Source organism: Congregibacter sp. (assembly GCF_965662665.1).
GTDB lineage: Bacteria > Pseudomonadota > Gammaproteobacteria > Pseudomonadales > Halieaceae > Congregibacter.
On sequence record NZ_CBFIIF010000019.1, the window covers coordinates 1 to 16,615 of the forward strand.

Below are 16,615 nucleotides of genomic sequence, written 5' to 3' on the forward strand. Positions count from 1 at the left end.
AAGACCAGCCCGACGCCTTTAGCCCATCAAAATCTACCACGTCGCCATAATCGGAGTATACGGCAGGCTTACCACCCCTTACGAAGACGATTGGGCTGCCCCATAGTGCATTAAGTGATGCCCTGTCTTCGTTGTTGAAAAACTCAAGGAAATTTTCGACGACCCGCTGTGGCGATAACGCCTCACCTGCATAGAGAGGTGTTGCCATAAATATAAAGAGAAACAATAGTACTCGTTTTTTCATGATAAACGCCCCAAGCCTGTCACTGTTACCTATGGTTCTGACGTATTTGGGTAGTTTCATGCGTATTCCTGTAAAGATTCCTGTAAGATACATGGTAGATCTATCTAGAATTCTTATTATTATCAGTGGTTTATCGTGGGGGTTCAAGTCCCCCCTTCGGCACCATTTTTTTACATACTTTGAACTTAGGCGCTTCTTTAAAGGCTGGCCTAGGGCAAGTCTAGGGTTAGTCGCTAGGACTCAAAGTTTTTGCTTTGTTTGAACTGGCAGTCGCCGAGCGTCTAAGCCGGCTTTGCGAAGAGCGACTAGTGCTTTAAGCCAAGTGTGATTCAACTGAGTTGTTTCAGCGCTGGACTTCCAAATGTAAGCGAGCGAAGGCCTCTGACTCGCCTTACTGACCAAGTTCGCTAAACTTTTTCCCACAAGCCCCGCGCTTCGCACTCATTGGGGAGTGATGGGGGGGCTGTGATTGTGGGGGAGTGATCGTGCGTATTCCCGAGCAGCCCACACGAATTTATGCAGGCCTGAGGTATTTTGGGCTACCACTCATGGAACAAACACTCACCCTTAGCAGTGTGTCTAGTCGATAGCCGTAATACTCACGATCTCAAAGCCCTGGGTGGCAGTACTCCAGCGCAGCTGCAGGCGATAGGAAGTGTCATCTGCTAGCGTTACGGGCGAAATGGTTATCGTACCGTCTTCATTTAAGATCTGTGTTGTGGCAGCTGTGAAAGCCGGGAATCCGGGTTCATCGATAAAATCATCAGCAAAGGCTTGGACGGTGAAGGTACTCGTTTGATCCTGCTGCTGGCCATCAGATGTCCTGGCTCTAATCATGACCGTGTGCTCTCCGGCGCCGAGACTTGCGAAGTTGTATATCTCACCGAATCCAGATTCCCGAGAGTTGGGAACGTTCGGGTAAACGGACTCAACATCGGTACGCACCCCACCATAGGTGAGCGTTTGCACAAACTGGCCATTCACGAACAGTTCTATACTCTCGATACCTGAAGACGAAACTGCCCACCCGCGCAGACTTGAGATGCCGGATGCCGTTGCACCATCTACGGGCTCCTCCAGATTTAACACGAATGCTGGGTCTGGTTCGGGACCTTCGCTTCCTTCATATGCCGGGACGCTGACCACAAGCGCGTCGTTGTAGATCAAATCAAACGCCTGATCTTCGTCAAATTGGTCGCGAGGCGGCAGGCTGTCAAACTGGTCAAGAAGAAACGTTTCCGTGCTCAAAAGATCATCGCAAAATGCTACTGCATCAGGCGCCGTCACAAGCTCGACCGATTCGTAACGTGCTCCGTTTTGATCAATAGCAAAGGCAGCGGAGCATATGAATGGGGGGGGGCGCCTTCATCAGGGGTCAGTTGAAGTACAACGGCTGACAGAGTTGAATCGTTTTCACACGCCTCTCGCCAGATTTTCCCTGACGCCGTATCACCGAACCAGTTGAATGTCCCCGTTAGAGCATCTGAAGGAACGATTAGGTCTGAGAGGTCTTCGGTAATGCACCCGTCGGGTACGGATTGCACACTGATCAAATTGCCTTGGCTCTCTATCTCCGCAATCACCTTGGTCTTGTTGACTTGCAGGTAATCTCGCTTCAGCGCCTCAGTAGAGCTGGCCGCAATTTCTGCAGCGGCGCCTAGGGAGGCAATCAAAATAAAAATTCGGAGAAACATCTACCAACACCTTCTGTCATGTGTAAAAAAAATTGGAGCGCCATTGTATGAAATGCGCTTGCACAACCCAATCGGTAAAACGCGAGTTGTGCGTTTGTATAAGGTATGACGGCTGAATAACGGAAATGTTGCAAAAAAAAACTAATTTGTGGTCTTTCTATCTGGCGCAGATCGCCAAAGTACCGTTATCTCGGTGCAGGAGCGGTGGGCATTCATCACCAGATCGCCGTTGAGCGTTGCTGGCACGGGTAAGCTGGTAGGGTGAATCTGGTGCTTTGTTTGTGCCTCAATTGGCTTGGACGAATAAGCACTCAGTTGTGCTTGCGTGACGTGTTGGCCGCACCTATAATACGCGGCCTCTCACGAGGGGCAGCTTAAGGGAGTGTCCCGCGGGTCGTACTTCAGGGTGAAGCTAGCTAACGAAGTTAGTCCTCATTCAAAGGGTCGACACGCAGAGAAAAGTTTTGATGCGGGGTGGAGCAGCCTGGTAGCTCGTCGGGCTCATAACCCGAAGGTCGTCGGTTCAAATCCGGCCCCCGCTACCAATAACACCGTTAGCTCCAATGACCGACGGTGTGACTAAAAAAGCCCCTTATGGGGCTTTTTTATTGGCTTCGCATTTGTGTTGAGTGCGAAGCAGACGATGGACAGTGACTGGATAAGAGGAGGCGGGCGATGAGCGCGAGAGAAAATAAGCTGCAAACATTGCTTGCACCGACAGTCGAGGCGCTGGGCTTTGAACTCTGGGGTACGGAGTACCTGATTCAGGGTAAGCACAGCGTATTGAGGCTTTATATAGAGTCTGAGAACGGCGTACAGGTAACGGACTGTGCGGCAGTAAGTGAGCAGGTAGGTGCGGTTCTTGATGTTGAGGAACCTATCAGCGGTGAGTACGTGCTGGAGGTGTCGTCTCCCGGCGTTGACCGTCGCTTGTTTCGCTTGGATCAATACTCCGCCTACGTTGGCGAAGAGATGGAGCTGCGCTTGCGCAATCCCTTTGAAGGGCGTCGCAAGTTCAAGGGCATCCTTCGGGGTGTGGAGGACGACGATATTGTGTTGCTCGTGGATGATCACGAGTATCTGTTGCCTTACGGCGACGTGGACCGGGCGCAGTTGACGCTGCGTATATAAGCAACCCCCGAGGTTGTTGCTACGAGGTTTTAGAACGATGACAAAAGAAATATTGCTGGTAGCGGAAGCGGTATCCAACGAGAAGGGAGTGTCCGAGGACATTATCTTCGAGGCGATTGAGTCCGCTCTGGCCATGGCCACCAAGAAGCGCTACGACGAAGACGCGGATATTGAAGTCACCATTGATCGCGAAACCGGCGATTACGAGACTGTGCGCCGCTGGCTGGTGGTTCCCGACGATGAGTTGGCGTTGCTAGGCACGCAGTTCACCACAGAAGAAGCGATTGAGCAGGACGAGTCCCTGAAGCCTGGGGATGTACATCAGGAGCAGGTCGAGAACGTAGGCTTCGGGCGTATCGCTGCCCAGACTGCCAAGCAGGTCATTGTTCAAAAGGTCCGGGACGCGGAACGTGCTCAGGTTGTCGAGCAGTATGAGAGTCGTGTTGGCGAGCTCGTCGCGGGAACGGTTAAGAAAGTAACTCGCGATAATGTCATTGTGGATCTGGGTAACAATGCCGAAGGTCTGCTGCCACGAGAGCAGCTGGTAGGCCGGGAAACATTCCGCATCAACGATCGCGTTCGCGCGATTCTCAAAGAGATCAGCACGGAGACTCGGGGTCCCCAGCTGATTCTCAGTCGCGCTTGCCCAGAGATGCTTATCGAGCTGTTCAAGATTGAAGTGCCCGAGATTTCTGAGGAAGTTATCCAGATCCGAAGCGCCGCTCGTGATCCGGGCTCCCGTGCAAAGATCGCTGTGAAGACCAACGATCAGCGTATTGATCCCGTGGGCGCCTGCGTTGGCATGCGCGGATCCAGAGTCCAGGCGGTCTCTAATGAGCTTGATAACGAGCGGGTCGATATTGTGCTCTGGGACGACAACCCTGCGCAGTTGGTGATCAACGCGATGTCGCCGGCAGAAGTAGAGTCCATCGTTGTGGATGAAGAAAACGGCACCATGGATGTCGCCGTGGCCGAGGATAATCTTGCGCAGGCGATTGGCCGCGCCGGCCAGAACGTTCGTCTTGCAAGTGAACTTACCGCGTGGACCATCAACGTCATGAGTGTCGACGAGGCGCTTGAGAAGCAGGAAGCGGAAGCCGGCCAGGTTATCCAGACGTTCATGGATAAGCTTGATGTCGACGAAGACGTTGCCGGAATTCTGGTGGATGAAGGCTTCACGACGCTGGAAGAAGTGGCCTATGTCCCGCTGGAAGAAATGACGTCCATCGATGGCTTCGACGAAGATATCGCTGAAGAGCTCCGAGCGCGGGCTAAAGATGCTCTGTTGACGCTGGCCATTGCCTCCGAAGAGGAGCTAGGTGCTCAGGAGCCAGCCGAAGATCTGCTGACCATGGACGGTATGGACCGCCATCTCGCCTTTATTCTTTCCAGTCGCGGCATCGTGACTATGGAAGATTTGGCGGAGCAGGGCGTAGACGAGCTGATGGATATAGAAGATATGACCGAAGAGCGTGCTGGTGAGCTGATTATGACTGCTCGCGCGCCTTGGTTCGAGGAAGAGTCGGCCTGATTAACCTTTTGGTAGTGAAGCAGGGTTAACGGGTCACAAGGGAGACAGCGCGATGGCGCAGGTAACAGTAGAGCAACTGGCAGAAACAGTAGGCGCACCGGTAGAGCGTTTATTGGCGCAGATGAAAGATGCGGGCTTGCCTCATAGTGCGGCAGAGCAAGCCGTGTCTGATGAGGACAAGCAGACGCTGCTGGCGTTCCTCAAGGCCAGCCATGGTGAGTCCACCGCGGCTCCCAAGCGCATCACTCTGAAGCGTAAGACGCTCAGTACTTTGCGCGGTGGTGGCGGCTCTCAGGGCAAGAAGACTGTCAACGTTGAAGTGCGCAAAAAGCGCACTTACGTGAAGCGTGATGTTCTTGAGGACAGCGGTGATGACGTCGCTCCTGCGGCCCTTGATGATCTGGTCGAAGAACCCGTTTTAGATGAGGTCGTGGAGCCGGTAGTTGCTGCGCCAGAACCCGAGCCCACACCGGAGCCAGATCCGGAGCTGGAACTGGAAGATGAAAAAGACCTCGATCCCGAGGTGCTCCGTCAGCGGGCGGCTGCGCGACGCAAGAAGCAGGAAGCTGAGGAAGCAGCGGCTCGTGAAGCTGCTATTGCTGCCCGCAAAGCAGAGGAAGAGCGTAAGGCAGCGGAAGCAGCGGCAACACCTCGCGCCGCGCCGAGTGCCGATGTCGCCCGTAAGCCCAAGCGTCTGCATGATGCGCCGGCCGCACCGGGTCGCGAAGAGCCTCGCAAGAAAAAAACTCGTGGTCGTGTGGGCTCAGAGCCTCTGGGCCGTGGCAAGCATCGAGGCCACAACCTGTCCTTATCAGATTTGGAAGCGGCGGAGTCAGGTGCGCCGCGGCGCCGTGGTGGCCGACGCAAAGGCAAGTCCACCCATGAAGAGCATGGCAAGCATGGCTTTGAAATGCCCACCGCGAAGAAGGTCTACGAAGTAGAGCTGGCGGATATGATTGCCGTGGGCGGTCTTGCGCAGCAGATGTCTGTGAAGTCGGGCGCGGTCATTAAAGAATTGATGAAGCTGGGTGTCATGGCGACCATCAATCAGATGATCGATCAGGATACGGCGACGCTGGTAGTCGAAGAGCTGGGCCACACCGTGAAGTTGGTGAGCGCCGATGAGCTTGAGGACAACCTGAGCGAAGCCTTATCAATGCACGAGGGTGAACTTTCTCCAAGAGCGCCGGTGGTTACGGTCATGGGTCACGTTGACCATGGTAAGACCTCGCTACTGGATTACATCCGCAAGGCTAAAGTGGCATCGGGCGAAGCTGGCGGTATAACCCAGCACATCGGTGCCTATCACGTCGATACAGATCACGGCATGATTTCCTTTTTGGATACGCCGGGACACGCCGCGTTTACCGCGATGCGAGCTCGAGGTGCAAAGAGCACGGATATCGTCATTCTTGTAGTGGCAGCCGATGACGGCGTTATGCCGCAGACCGTTGAGGCAGTGCAGCACGCCAAGGCAGCGGAGGTCCCGCTGATCGTTGCCGTGAACAAGATGGATAAAGAAGGCGCAGATCCCGATCGCGTTAAGAACGAACTAGCCGCTAAAGAAGTGATCCCGGAAGAATGGGGCGGTGAATACCAGTTCATTCCTGTGTCAGCAATCACCGGTGACGGTGTCGATGCGCTCCTGGATGCTATTTTGCTGCAGGCGGAGCTTCTTGAGCTTCAGGCGCCTCGCGAAGTACCCGCTCAGGGTATCGTTATTGAGTCCCGCCTGGACAAAGGTCGCGGCCCCGTAACAACACTACTGGTTCAAAGCGGTACCCTGCGTCAAGGCGATATTTGTCTTGCCGGACTGCACTACGGTCGCGTGCGAGCCATGCTGGACGAGAACGGGCAGCCCATCGAAGAGGCAGGTCCCAGTATTCCTGTGGAGATTTTGGGTCTCGACGGAACGCCTGATGCGGGTGATCAATTTGCGGTTCTCGAGAGTGAGAAGCGGGCTCGCGAGCTGGCGGACTCCCGTCAGGAGAAGATGCGCGACAGCAAGCTCCAGCGTCAGCAGGCTGCCAAACTCGACAACATGTTTGAGAGCATGACGGCGGGCGAGAAAAAGACGCTCAACGTTGTGGTCAAGGCCGACGTCCGAGGATCTCTGGAAGCGCTGCAAACAGCGTTGCTGGAGCTGGGTAACGATGAAGTTCAGGTCAATATCGTTTCCGGTGGTGTTGGTGGTATTGCCGAGACTGATATCAACCTGGCAATGACATCCGAAGCCGTGGTGTTTGGTTTCAACGTTCGTGCCGATAACTCGGCACGGCGCCTGGTTGAGGCCGAAGGTGTCGATCTGCGTTACTACAATGTTATCTACGATTTGATTGATGACGTGAAGCAGGCTTTGTCTGGCATGCTGCCTCCGGAAATGCGCGAGGAAATTGTGGGCATCGCCGAGGTGCGGGATGTATTCCGGTCTCCGAAGTTCGGTCAGATTGCGGGATGCATGGTTACCGAGGGCACGGTCTATCGCTCCAAACCCATCCGTGTACTTCGAGACAACGTTGTTATCTATGAGGGCGAACTCGAGTCGTTGCGCCGCTTTAAAGACGACGCGAACGAGGTCCGCAATGGCGTGGAGTGTGGTATCGGCGTGAAGAACTATACCGATGTCAAAGTGGGTGATCAGATCGAAGTCTTCGAGGTCCGTGAGATAGCGCGCAGTCTCTAAGACTGCTTCCGCTACCCGTAACCCCATGGCCAAAGAGTTTAGTCGTACAGAGCGAGTGGGTGATTACCTGCGTCGCGAACTCGCGCTGATTATTCAGCGCGAAGTGCGGGACCCTCGCTTGGGCATGGTAAGCATTACGGCAGTCGATGTGAGTCGAGATATATCCCACGCCAAAGTACATTTCACGCTGTTGGGGTCGGACACCGCCGAAGAGGCAAAGCCTTGCACGGATGTGTTGAATAAGGCGGCCGGTTTCTTGCGCTCAGCCCTCGCTAGAGATGCGTCCATGCGTAGCGTTCCAAAATTGCGCTTCTTTTTTGACAGCAGTGTTGGTCGCGGCCGTGATCTAGAAGATCTGATTAGTCGCGCACGATCCGCCGATGATCGTCGCTATGCTGATGTTGAGCGCGATGCCGAATCATCGGGCGAGCATGACAGCTCCGGCGATCAGGACGAGGCGAACTAACCATGGCGCGACGGCGCCGCGGTAGAACTATCTCCGGCATCCTTCTTCTCGATAAACCCTTGGGCATGAGCTCTAACCAGGCTTTGCAGCGCTGCAAGTGGCTGTTTAATGCGGCGAAGGCGGGGCACACGGGCAGTCTTGACCCGCTGGCGACGGGTGTGTTGCCGCTGTGTTTTGGTGAGGCCACAAAGTTCTCCCAGTATTTATTGGATGCGGATAAGGGCTACGACAGTACCTTCTGCCTTGGGCGGAGCACTGAGACCGGTGATTCTGAAGGTGAGACTGTCTTGGAGGCAGATGCATCCGCACTGGATCTAGTGCAGATTGAAGGTGCTCTGGAGCGTTTTCGCGGCGCCATCGAGCAGCTTCCGCCGATGTATTCGGCAATCAAGCGCGATGGCCAGCCGCTCTATAAGCTTGCCAGGGCCGGCATCGAAGTAGAACGCGAGCCTCGCCCTGTGACAATAATGTTACTGGAGGTCCTGGCCTTTCGCCCGGGCGTTCGCGCAGAGGTCGATGTGCGTATTTTGTGTAGCAAGGGTACCTATGTCCGCTCCCTTGCTATGGACTTGGGGAAGCAATTGGGCGTCGGTGGGCATGTCTCCGCGCTGCGGCGTACCAAGGCTGGTCCCTTCGAATTGGATGAGTGCGTCACCATGAGCACTCTGGAAGCGCTTCACGGGCAGCAGGATTTGGCGGGGATGGACGCTTTTTTGAAGCCCACCGATACCGCCGTGGCTCATATGCCGCTGCTGAAACTGCCCGAATCCAGTGGGTTTTACCTTCGTCAGGGGCAGCCGGTGCTAGTGCCAAATGCGCCCTGTGATGGTATGGTGCGCGTCGCTCTGGAGACAGGTGAGTTTCTGGGGCTTGGTGAAATTCTGGACGACGGGCGCGTTGCGCCCCGTCGACTGGTTGTCAGCGGTGGATAACACGCTAAAACGAGTGTGATTTTCGCGAACGTTGACGAGAACCTGGCTGTCAATCTGCACGGGCAGGCTCTTTTATTAGTGGGTTCACCTTGATCGATGCCGACTCTTTTTAGAAGAATCCGGGTCGCAAAGTGGCCAGAGCAGATTATTACAAGGAAATTGAAATGGCTTTAAACGCAGAACGTAAAGCGGAAATCGTCCGCGACTATCAACAAGGCGAAGGTGATACCGGCTCCCCGGAAGTACAGGTAGCCCTGCTCACAGCAAACATCGAGCAGCTTCGCGATCACTTTGAGTCCCACAAGCAGGATCACCATTCTCGACGGGGCCTCATTCGCATGGTGAACCAGCGCAGGAACTTGCTGGATTACCTCAAGCGCAAAGATTCAGCGCGTTACGCTGAATTGATTAAGCGACTCGGCCTGCGCCGATAACCGCTGACGCGACCGGGGCATGGGCTCCGGTCGTTTTATTTTGAATTGGAGAAAAATTGTGAACCCAGTTACTAAAACCTTTCAGTATGGCGGCCAAACCGTCACGCTGGAAACAGGCCGCATCGCCCGTCAGGCGACCGGCGCCGTTCTTGTTACCGTAGAAAACACCAGTGTGTTGGTGACCGTTGTCGCTGAGAAGACTGCTCGCGAAGGCCGCGACTTCTTCCCGCTGGCTGTGCATTACACCGAGAAGGCCTACTCCGTAGGTAAGATTCCCGGCGGCTTTTTCAAGCGTGAAGCGCGCCCCAGCGAGAAAGAGACACTGACGTCTCGATTGATTGATCGCCCCATCCGACCGCTATTTGCTGACGGATTCATGAACGAAGTGCAGGTCATCTGCACGGTGATGTCTGCCGATAAGCACATTGATCCCGATATCCCTGCAATGATTGGTACTTCAGCAGCACTGGCGATCTCTGGCTGTCCTTTCAATGGACCTATTGGTGCGGCGCGTGTCGGATTCAACGACGCTGAGGGTTACATCCTCAACCCAACCTATGACCAGCTGCCCGAGAGCAAGCTTGAGATGGTCGTTGCAGGAACCCAGGACGCCGTACTCATGGTTGAGTCCCAGGCCGACCAGTTGACCGAAGATCAGATGCTGGGTGCGGTTTTGTTTGCGCATCAGGAAATGCAGGTGGTTATCAAAGCAGTTCAGGAACTGGCTGCAGAGGCCGGCAAGCCTAGCTGGGACTGGCAGGCACCTGCCATAGACGAAGCGCTGTTTAGCTCGGTTGAAGAGAAAGCAAAAGCCGATCTTGGCGAGGCTTACCGTATTACAGATAAGGCTGAGCGCTATGCGCGCGTCGGAGAGATCCGCGAAGCTTGCGTTGCAGAGCTTGCGATCGAAGGTGGTCCTAGCGCTGACTTGGTTAAGGAGTACTTTAAGAAGGTCGAGAAGTCTCTGGTACGTAACCGCATCATCGCCGGTGAGCCACGCATCGATGGTCGCGACACGCGCACCGTGCGCCAAATCGCCTGCGAAGTAGACGTACTCGCCAAAGCCCACGGTTCCGCACTGTTTACCCGTGGCGAAACTCAGGCTATTGGCGCCGTAACTTTAGGCTCTACTCGTGACTCCCAGATCATTGATGCGCTGGAAGGCGAGCGTCGTGATCCTTTCATGCTGCACTACAACTTCCCTCCCTACTCTGTAGGCGAGGCTGGACGTGTAGGCTTTACCAGCCGCCGCGAAATCGGTCACGGCCGTTTGGCCCGTCGCGGTCTGGCGGCGGTTCTTCCTAACCTGGAAGAGTTCCCCTACACGATCCGCGTGGTGTCAGAGATTACAGAGTCCAACGGCTCCAGCTCTATGGCCTCTGTTTGTGTCGGTTCCCTCGCCATGATGACCGCCGGTGTGCCTCTCAAGGCGCCTGTTGCGGGTATTGCCATGGGTCTCGTGAAGGAAGGCAACCAGTTTGCTGTTCTCACGGACATCCTGGGCGACGAAGATCACTTGGGTGACATGGACTTTAAGGTCGCCGGTACCGCCGATGGTGTTACCGCCCTGCAGATGGATATCAAGATCGAAGGCATCACCGAGCAGATCATGGAGATTGCTTTGGAGCAAGCCATGCAAGCTCGCTTGCACATTCTGGGTCAGATGAATGCAGTGCTTGCAGCACCGCGGGAAGTGACTTCTGAGAATGCGCCGAGCATGGTGACCCTGAAGGTTGATTCTGACAAAATCCGCGACATCATTGGTAAGGGTGGCGCGATGATTCGTTCCATCACCGAGAACTCGGGCGCCACTGTGGATATTGAAGATGACGGCACCGTACGCGTATTCGGTCAGGATCAGGCTTCACGGGATAAGGCGGTAGCGATGATCGAAGAGATCACTGCGGAGGCTGAAGTGGGTGCTATCTACACTGGTAAGGTTGAGCGTATCGTCGACTTCGGCGCATTCGTAAACATCCTACCGGGTAAGGATGGATTGCTGCACATCTCTCAGATCGCTAACGAGCGCGTAGAAAACGTATCTGATCACCTGAGTGAAGGTGAGGAAGTGCGCGTTAAGGTTCTGGATGTGGATCAGCGTGGTCGTATCAAGCTGTCTATCAAGGAACTCCTTGACGACGATGCGGCGCCTGCAGAAGCAGCGGGCGACGCCTAATCGATTGCGGATTAGCAGCTGTATCAAAGGGCGCTTCGGCGCCCTTTTTTATGGCCCGTGTTTTATAGTTGCGTTCCAGTTTAGTGATTAGGTGATCGGTTTAACTCTATGCGTCTTTCTCTGTGCATGATCGTCAAAGACGAAGCGTTCTTTATCGAGGAGTGTCTTGCATCAGCAGCGCCCTTTGTTGATGAAATCGTGGTGGTGGATACGGGTTCCACTGATGGCACTCGGGAGATTGCTGAGCGGTACGCAGATAAAGTTCTGGATTTTGAATGGATTGACGATTTCTCTGCTGCGAGAAACACCGGACTCGCCGCCGCCACGGGAGATTGGATTTTGGTGCTCGACGCCGATGAGCGTATTGCGGCTGAGGACTTTCCCAAGCTTAGGGAGGCTATGAGTAGAGATGAATATGATGGCTTCTATCTGATTCAGCGAAACTACAGCAACGAAGAGTTGCAGCTAAAGTGGATTGCGATATCGCAGCCCGATCAGTGGTCGGGTGATTGGAAAGGCTATACCGAAAATCCTATTCTCCGACTATTCCGGCGCAATGACGTCATACGTTATCAAGGAAACATCCACGAAATAGTGGACGGTACTTTAGCTGAGGCAACAAGAGGCACCTTGGATGTGCCCCTTCATCATTACATCGACGCTAACCCCGAACGATCCCGCCTTGACCGAGCGAGCCGTTATCTCGTGCTTATGGATCGTTTGTTGGAAGAACGGGACGACGGTCGGATTTTCGGTATTGCCGGATCGACCGCTTTGTACGCTGTAAACGACTTCGCAAAGGCCAGTCGCTATCTTCAACGCGCCGCCGAGCTTGGTTATGAGCCGGCTCGCAGTTTAGAAGGAGCTGCAGAAGCGGCCTATCGTGGTGGTAACTTTGGAGTAGCCCAGGATATCTACCGTCGTCTTTACAAGGATGGGCATCGCACCCCCTCCTTGTGCCTGAATCTTGCCAATTTGGCGGTGCGAAGCGGAGACAAGCCCCGCGGTGCTGCATTGTTGGAGGAGTGTCTCGCTTTGGGTGGTATGGGGCCAGAGACGGATGAGACCATTCGGCGCAACATCGAATTTCTCGCTGGCTGAGCAGGCTTCATCGTAATTAAGCTGCTGCCCCAGGTGTAAGCCCGGACTTTATTGTCGAGCTGTTAGATGGAGGCGTTATCTAGCCGCTATTTAGGCCCTATTTAGCCGCTACCTAGGCACTGCGGTTACTAATCAACTCATCAACCACACTGGGATCCGCAAGCGTCGATGTGTCCCCAAGGCTATCCAACTCGTTCTCCGCAATTTTGCGCAAGATGCGCCGCATGATCTTGCCGGAACGGGTTTTGGGTAGTCCTGGCGCCCACTGAATAACGTCAGGTTTGGCGATAGGGCCAATCTCTTCCACGCATAGCTGAACGAGCTCGGCTTTTAGTGCATCGTTGGGCTCCACACCCTCCATGGGTGTGACGTAGCAGTAAATACCCTGACCCTTGATGTCGTGGGGAAAGCCCACGACCGCCGCTTCAGCAATGCTGTCGTGCAGTACCACCGCGCTTTCGACCTCCGCTGTTCCCATGCGATGTCCGGAGACGTTAAGCACGTCATCCACCCGACCGGTGATCCAGTAGTAGCCATCCTCATCGCGTGTCGCGCCGTCACCGGTAAAGTAATAGCCGGGATAGTTTGAGAAATAGGTATCCACCATGCGCTGGTGGTCGCCGTACACGGATCGTATCTGACTGGGCCAGGAGGATTTAATTGCCAGGTAACCTGCGCCGGGGCCGTCAATTTCGCTACCGTCTTCAGCAAGCAAAACCGGTTCAACACCGAAGAAAGGCACCGAGGCGGCCCCCGGCTTCATGGGCGTGGCGCCCGGTAATGGGGTGATCATGTGCGCACCAGTTTCGGTCTGCCACCAGGTGTCCACAATGGGACATCGCCCTTCGCCAACGGTGTGGAAGTACCACTCCCAGGCTTCGGGGTTAATGGGTTCACCTACTGTGCCAAGAATGCGCAGGGTGCTTCGCGAGGAGCGTGTGACGTAGGCATCGCCTTTACTCTGGAGCGCTCGAATTGCGGTGGGCGCGGTGTAGAAGATCGATACCTGATGCTTGTCGACGACGTCCCAGCATCGGCCCGCATCCGGGTAGGTCGGTACACCTTCGAACATGAGCGTGGTGGCGCCATTGGCAAGAGGCCCATAGACGATATAGGAGTGCCCTGTGACCCAGCCTACATCCGCTGTGCACCAGTAAACTTCGCCCTCGCGATAGTCGAATACATACTTGAAACTCATGCTGGCCTGTAACAGATAGCCGGCAGTGGTGTGCAGAACACCTTTGGGTTTTCCCGTTGAGCCTGAGGTGTAGAGAATGAACAGCGGGTCTTCCGCATCCATGGACTCAGGTTCGCAATCGTCGCTTTGTGCGGCGGTGATTTCGTCGTAGTACACATCGCGACCATTTTCCATATTGACGCTGGCGCCGGTGCGACGCACGACGATGCAGGTGCTTACGGACGGACAATCAGCCAGACTCTTATCGACGTTGGCCTTAAGAGGGATGGCTTTGCCGCCGCGCAATCCCTCATCGCTGGTAATGACGGCGGCGCATTCTGCTGACTGGATACGATCCTTGAGCGCCTCGGGAGAGAATCCGCCAAACACGATAGTGTGGACCGCGCCGATGCGGGTACAGGCGAGCATCGCTATGGCCGCTTCGGGAACCATGGGCATGTAAAGGCATACGCGATCCCCCTTTGTCACTCCCCGAGCACGGAGCGCGTTGGCGAGGCGACAAACTTCGTCTTTGAGCTCTGCATAGCTTATGGAGCGACTGTCCTGAGGGTCATCACCTTCCCAGATGATCGCTGTCTGATTGGCGCGCTCGGGCAGGTGTCGGTCGATACAATTCACGCTGACGTTGAGCTTTCCACCCGCAAACCAACTGGCGTCACCTTTCACAAAATCGAAGGAGCAGACTGAGTCCCAGGGTTTATCCCAGCTCAGGAACTCTGTGGCCATCTCTGCAAAGAAGCCGTCGCGATCGCTTAGGGAGCGTTCGTACATGGCCTGGTAGTCCGCCGGCTTAACATGAGCGTCAGCAAAGCCTGCAGGGATAGGGTGCGTAGGGAATTGGTGAGACATTGAGGGCCCCTCTCTGATCATTATTCGATGTGTTAGCAGTCTTTGATTCTAGACGCACGGGGCTACGAGACAAGCCTACGTTAGTCTAAGTCCAAAGATTGCGTTTTCTTTGCCGGAGGGCCGTCTTTCTTGCGGGAATTTGCGGGATTTAGCGGAAAGTGGAGGGTGGCTACCCTCAGGGCGTCGCGAGCATGCCCCAGTCAGATGCGGGATTGAGAGTCAGTCGAACATTGTCTATGAGACGTGTGCCACCAAGGCGTGCGGCAGCCAGAATAGCGATCTCTTCGGTGCTCTCTCCCACGGCTTGCAAAGTGCGGGCGTCGCGTATGGCAAAGTAGTCCGGGGCAAAGCCAGCCTGGAGCAGCTGCATGCGCGCGTGGGATTCGATCTGCAGAAAGTTGTCAAAGCCACAGGCAATAGCATCTCTGCAATCGAGCAAAGTTTTGTGGAGCAGGGGCGCGACATCGCGTTGGGGTAGCGTTAGATAGTGATTTCGCGAGCTCAGTGCGAGGCCATCATCGGCGCGAACCGTGGGCACACCGATAATATCGATTGGCAAACTGAGGTCTTCCACCATCTTTCGGATGATCGAGAGCTGCTGAAAATCCTTTTCGCCAAACAAGGCGAATTGCGGCTGCACCATATTGAACAGTTTGCTCACGACAGTGGAGACGCCATCAAAATGGCCAGGGCGGTTGCTACCGCAGAGCGTTTCGGAGAGGTCCGGTACACGGACTACCGTTTGTGCACTGAGGCCGTCGGGGTAGATGTCTTCTTCGGAGGGTACGAAGAGATAGTTCACACCTTCGGAGAACAGTTTCTCGCGGTCCGCACTCAAGGTTCTGGGATAGGCGTCGAGATCTTCGTTAGCGCCAAACTGCATGGGATTAACGAAAATACTGACAACAACAATGTCGCCTTGCTGCTTGGCACGGCGAACCAACTCGAGATGACCCTCGTGAAGATTGCCCATAGTCGGGACGAAGGCAATGCTCTCCCGGGCGAGGCGATGACGTTGCAGGGCGTGCTGCAAACCTGTTTTGCTGTCTACTACCAGCATGCTGCTACCCCGCTTGCGATCAGGGTGGGTTTCAGGTCAACGACCTTAAGCACGTCGCATACCAAACCCGGATTACGGCGGATTATTCCGCTCAGGGCGACCGAGTATGCAGCTTTCGGGCAGGGTGGGCAAGCGCGTAGTTCACTTCTTTAGAAGCCGATTTTATTACTAAAAGAAACGGTTTTGTAACTTTTGGTTATGTCTGACTGTCTCAAACTTCTCAGTATGAGCGGGTGCTTACGTATAGCTATGTTCTTCCCGCGGATAGCTGCCATCTTTTACCGAGGTCACAAAGGCAGCGAGCGCTGCTTGTACACTGTCCGCGCCAATCATGAAATTCTCTACAAATTTTGGCCGATGATCAGAAAGTCCCAGTAAGTCGTGCATTACCAGTACTTGTGCGTCTGTTCCTGCGCCTGCGCCAATGCCAATCACGGGTATATCGAGTTTGGCGGAAATATCGCTGGCCAGTTCCGCAGGGATGCATTCGAGCACCAACAGGCTAGCGCCGGCATCCTGGATTTCTACCGCGTCAGCCAGAATAGATTTGGCTTCCTTGGGTGTGCGACCCTGCACGCGGTACCCGCCAAAGGCGTTAACCGATTGAGGAGTGAGTCCCAGATGGGCGCAAACGGGTACGCCCCTCTCTACCAGGGCACTGATAGTGTCGCTTAGCCAGACACCGCCCTCCATTTTCACCATCTGCGCACCGGCTTGCATGAGACGTGTCGCATTGGTCATGGCTTCTGTGGCGTTGCTGTAGGTCATGAAGGGCAAGTCGGCGATGAGGAGTGAGTGTGGCGCCGCTCGATTGACGCAGCGAGTGTGGTACTCCATATCCTGAATCGTCACGGGAATCGTACTGTCGTGTCCCTGAAGAACCATGCCCAGCGAGTCACCCACGAGAATGGTTTCGGCACCAGCTTCACTGATGAGGCGGGCAAAGGTAGCGTCGTAGGCCGTGATGCACACGAACTTCTCGCCAGAGGCTTTCATCTTATCGAGCGTGCTGATTGTTACTTTAGTCATAAACTACAAAGCCGTCTCACTACAAAAAGCCCGTTGTCCTAAGCTTCCTACCTCAAAGCGCCTGCTGCTGCCCAAAAAGCGCCTGCT

At 54.9% G+C, this 16,615-nt stretch carries 14 protein-coding genes and 1 tRNA gene; 9 read left to right on the plus strand and 6 right to left on the minus strand.

The genetic code is table 11. The features are described 5' to 3' along the window. The 3 genes from ACTG39_RS09210 to ACTG39_RS09220 all read right to left on the minus strand — a co-directional run. Window positions 1–304, minus strand: a 304-nt coding sequence (locus tag ACTG39_RS09210; RefSeq protein WP_439107252.1) for a hypothetical protein, incomplete at its 3' end; no start/stop codon positions are given. A 519-nt stretch (window positions 305–823) separates the two neighbouring features. After that, window positions 824–1,492 carry a hypothetical protein gene (locus ACTG39_RS09215; RefSeq protein ID WP_439107253.1) on the minus strand — a complete coding sequence of 223 codons (669 nt, stop codon included), beginning with the start codon at window positions 1,490–1,492 and terminating at the stop codon, window positions 824–826. A 35-nt stretch (window positions 1,493–1,527) separates the two neighbouring features. Then, window positions 1,528–1,938, minus strand: coding sequence for a hypothetical protein (locus ACTG39_RS09220; RefSeq protein ID WP_439107254.1), 411 nt, complete (start codon window positions 1,936–1,938; stop codon window positions 1,528–1,530). 468 nt (window positions 1,939–2,406) lie between these two features. On the opposite strand from ACTG39_RS09220, the gene ACTG39_RS09225 reads away from it, so the two are divergent. From ACTG39_RS09225 to ACTG39_RS09265, 9 genes are all read left to right on the plus strand, one after another. Next, window positions 2,407–2,483, plus strand: a tRNA-Met gene (locus ACTG39_RS09225). 130 nt (window positions 2,484–2,613) lie between these two features. Further along, window positions 2,614–3,069 (plus strand): ribosome maturation factor RimP, encoded by a 456-nt coding sequence (rimP, locus tag ACTG39_RS09230; protein ID WP_439107255.1) that lies wholly within the window; start codon window positions 2,614–2,616, stop codon window positions 3,067–3,069. Window positions 3,070–3,106: 37 nt separating this feature from the next. Next, on the plus strand, window positions 3,107–4,600 hold the full coding sequence (gene nusA, locus ACTG39_RS09235) for a transcription termination factor NusA (RefSeq protein ID WP_439107256.1): 1,494 nt from the start codon (window positions 3,107–3,109) through the stop codon (window positions 4,598–4,600). Window positions 4,601–4,652: 52 nt separating this feature from the next. Then, a complete protein-coding gene (infB, locus tag ACTG39_RS09240) occupies window positions 4,653–7,283 on the plus strand; it encodes a translation initiation factor IF-2 (RefSeq protein WP_439107257.1) in 2,631 nt (876 codons plus the stop codon). A gap of 25 nt (window positions 7,284–7,308) precedes the next feature. After that, window positions 7,309–7,749 (plus strand): 30S ribosome-binding factor RbfA, encoded by a 441-nt coding sequence (rbfA, locus tag ACTG39_RS09245; protein ID WP_439107258.1) that lies wholly within the window; start codon window positions 7,309–7,311, stop codon window positions 7,747–7,749. A gap of 2 nt (window positions 7,750–7,751) precedes the next feature. Next, window positions 7,752–8,681, plus strand: coding sequence for a tRNA pseudouridine(55) synthase TruB (truB, locus tag ACTG39_RS09250; protein WP_439107259.1), 930 nt, complete (start codon window positions 7,752–7,754; stop codon window positions 8,679–8,681). Between the two features lie 164 nt (window positions 8,682–8,845). After that, window positions 8,846–9,115 carry a 30S ribosomal protein S15 gene (rpsO, locus tag ACTG39_RS09255; RefSeq protein ID WP_439107260.1) on the plus strand — a complete coding sequence of 90 codons (270 nt, stop codon included), beginning with the start codon at window positions 8,846–8,848 and terminating at the stop codon, window positions 9,113–9,115. Between the two features lie 58 nt (window positions 9,116–9,173). Continuing rightward, entirely contained in the window at window positions 9,174–11,291 is a 2,118-nt protein-coding gene (gene pnp / locus ACTG39_RS09260; RefSeq protein ID WP_439107261.1) for a polyribonucleotide nucleotidyltransferase, read from the plus strand. 108 nt (window positions 11,292–11,399) lie between these two features. Beyond that, the gene (locus tag ACTG39_RS09265; protein ID WP_439107262.1) at window positions 11,400–12,392 is read left to right on the plus strand and encodes a glycosyltransferase; all 993 of its coding nucleotides are present in this window, start codon (window positions 11,400–11,402) and stop codon (window positions 12,390–12,392) included. Between the two features lie 112 nt (window positions 12,393–12,504). Here the strand turns inward: ACTG39_RS09265 and acs are convergent, their stop codons facing one another. From acs to panB, 3 genes are all read right to left on the minus strand, one after another. Next, the gene (gene acs, locus ACTG39_RS09270) at window positions 12,505–14,439 is read right to left on the minus strand and encodes an acetate--CoA ligase (RefSeq protein ID WP_439107263.1); all 1,935 of its coding nucleotides are present in this window, start codon (window positions 14,437–14,439) and stop codon (window positions 12,505–12,507) included. A 175-nt stretch (window positions 14,440–14,614) separates the two neighbouring features. After that, window positions 14,615–15,499 (minus strand): pantoate--beta-alanine ligase, encoded by an 885-nt coding sequence (gene panC, locus ACTG39_RS09275; protein WP_439107264.1) that lies wholly within the window; start codon window positions 15,497–15,499, stop codon window positions 14,615–14,617. Window positions 15,500–15,736: 237 nt separating this feature from the next. Further along, window positions 15,737–16,528 carry a 3-methyl-2-oxobutanoate hydroxymethyltransferase gene (gene panB, locus ACTG39_RS09280; RefSeq protein WP_439107265.1) on the minus strand — a complete coding sequence of 264 codons (792 nt, stop codon included), beginning with the start codon at window positions 16,526–16,528 and terminating at the stop codon, window positions 15,737–15,739. Window positions 16,529–16,615 lie beyond the last annotated feature (87 nt).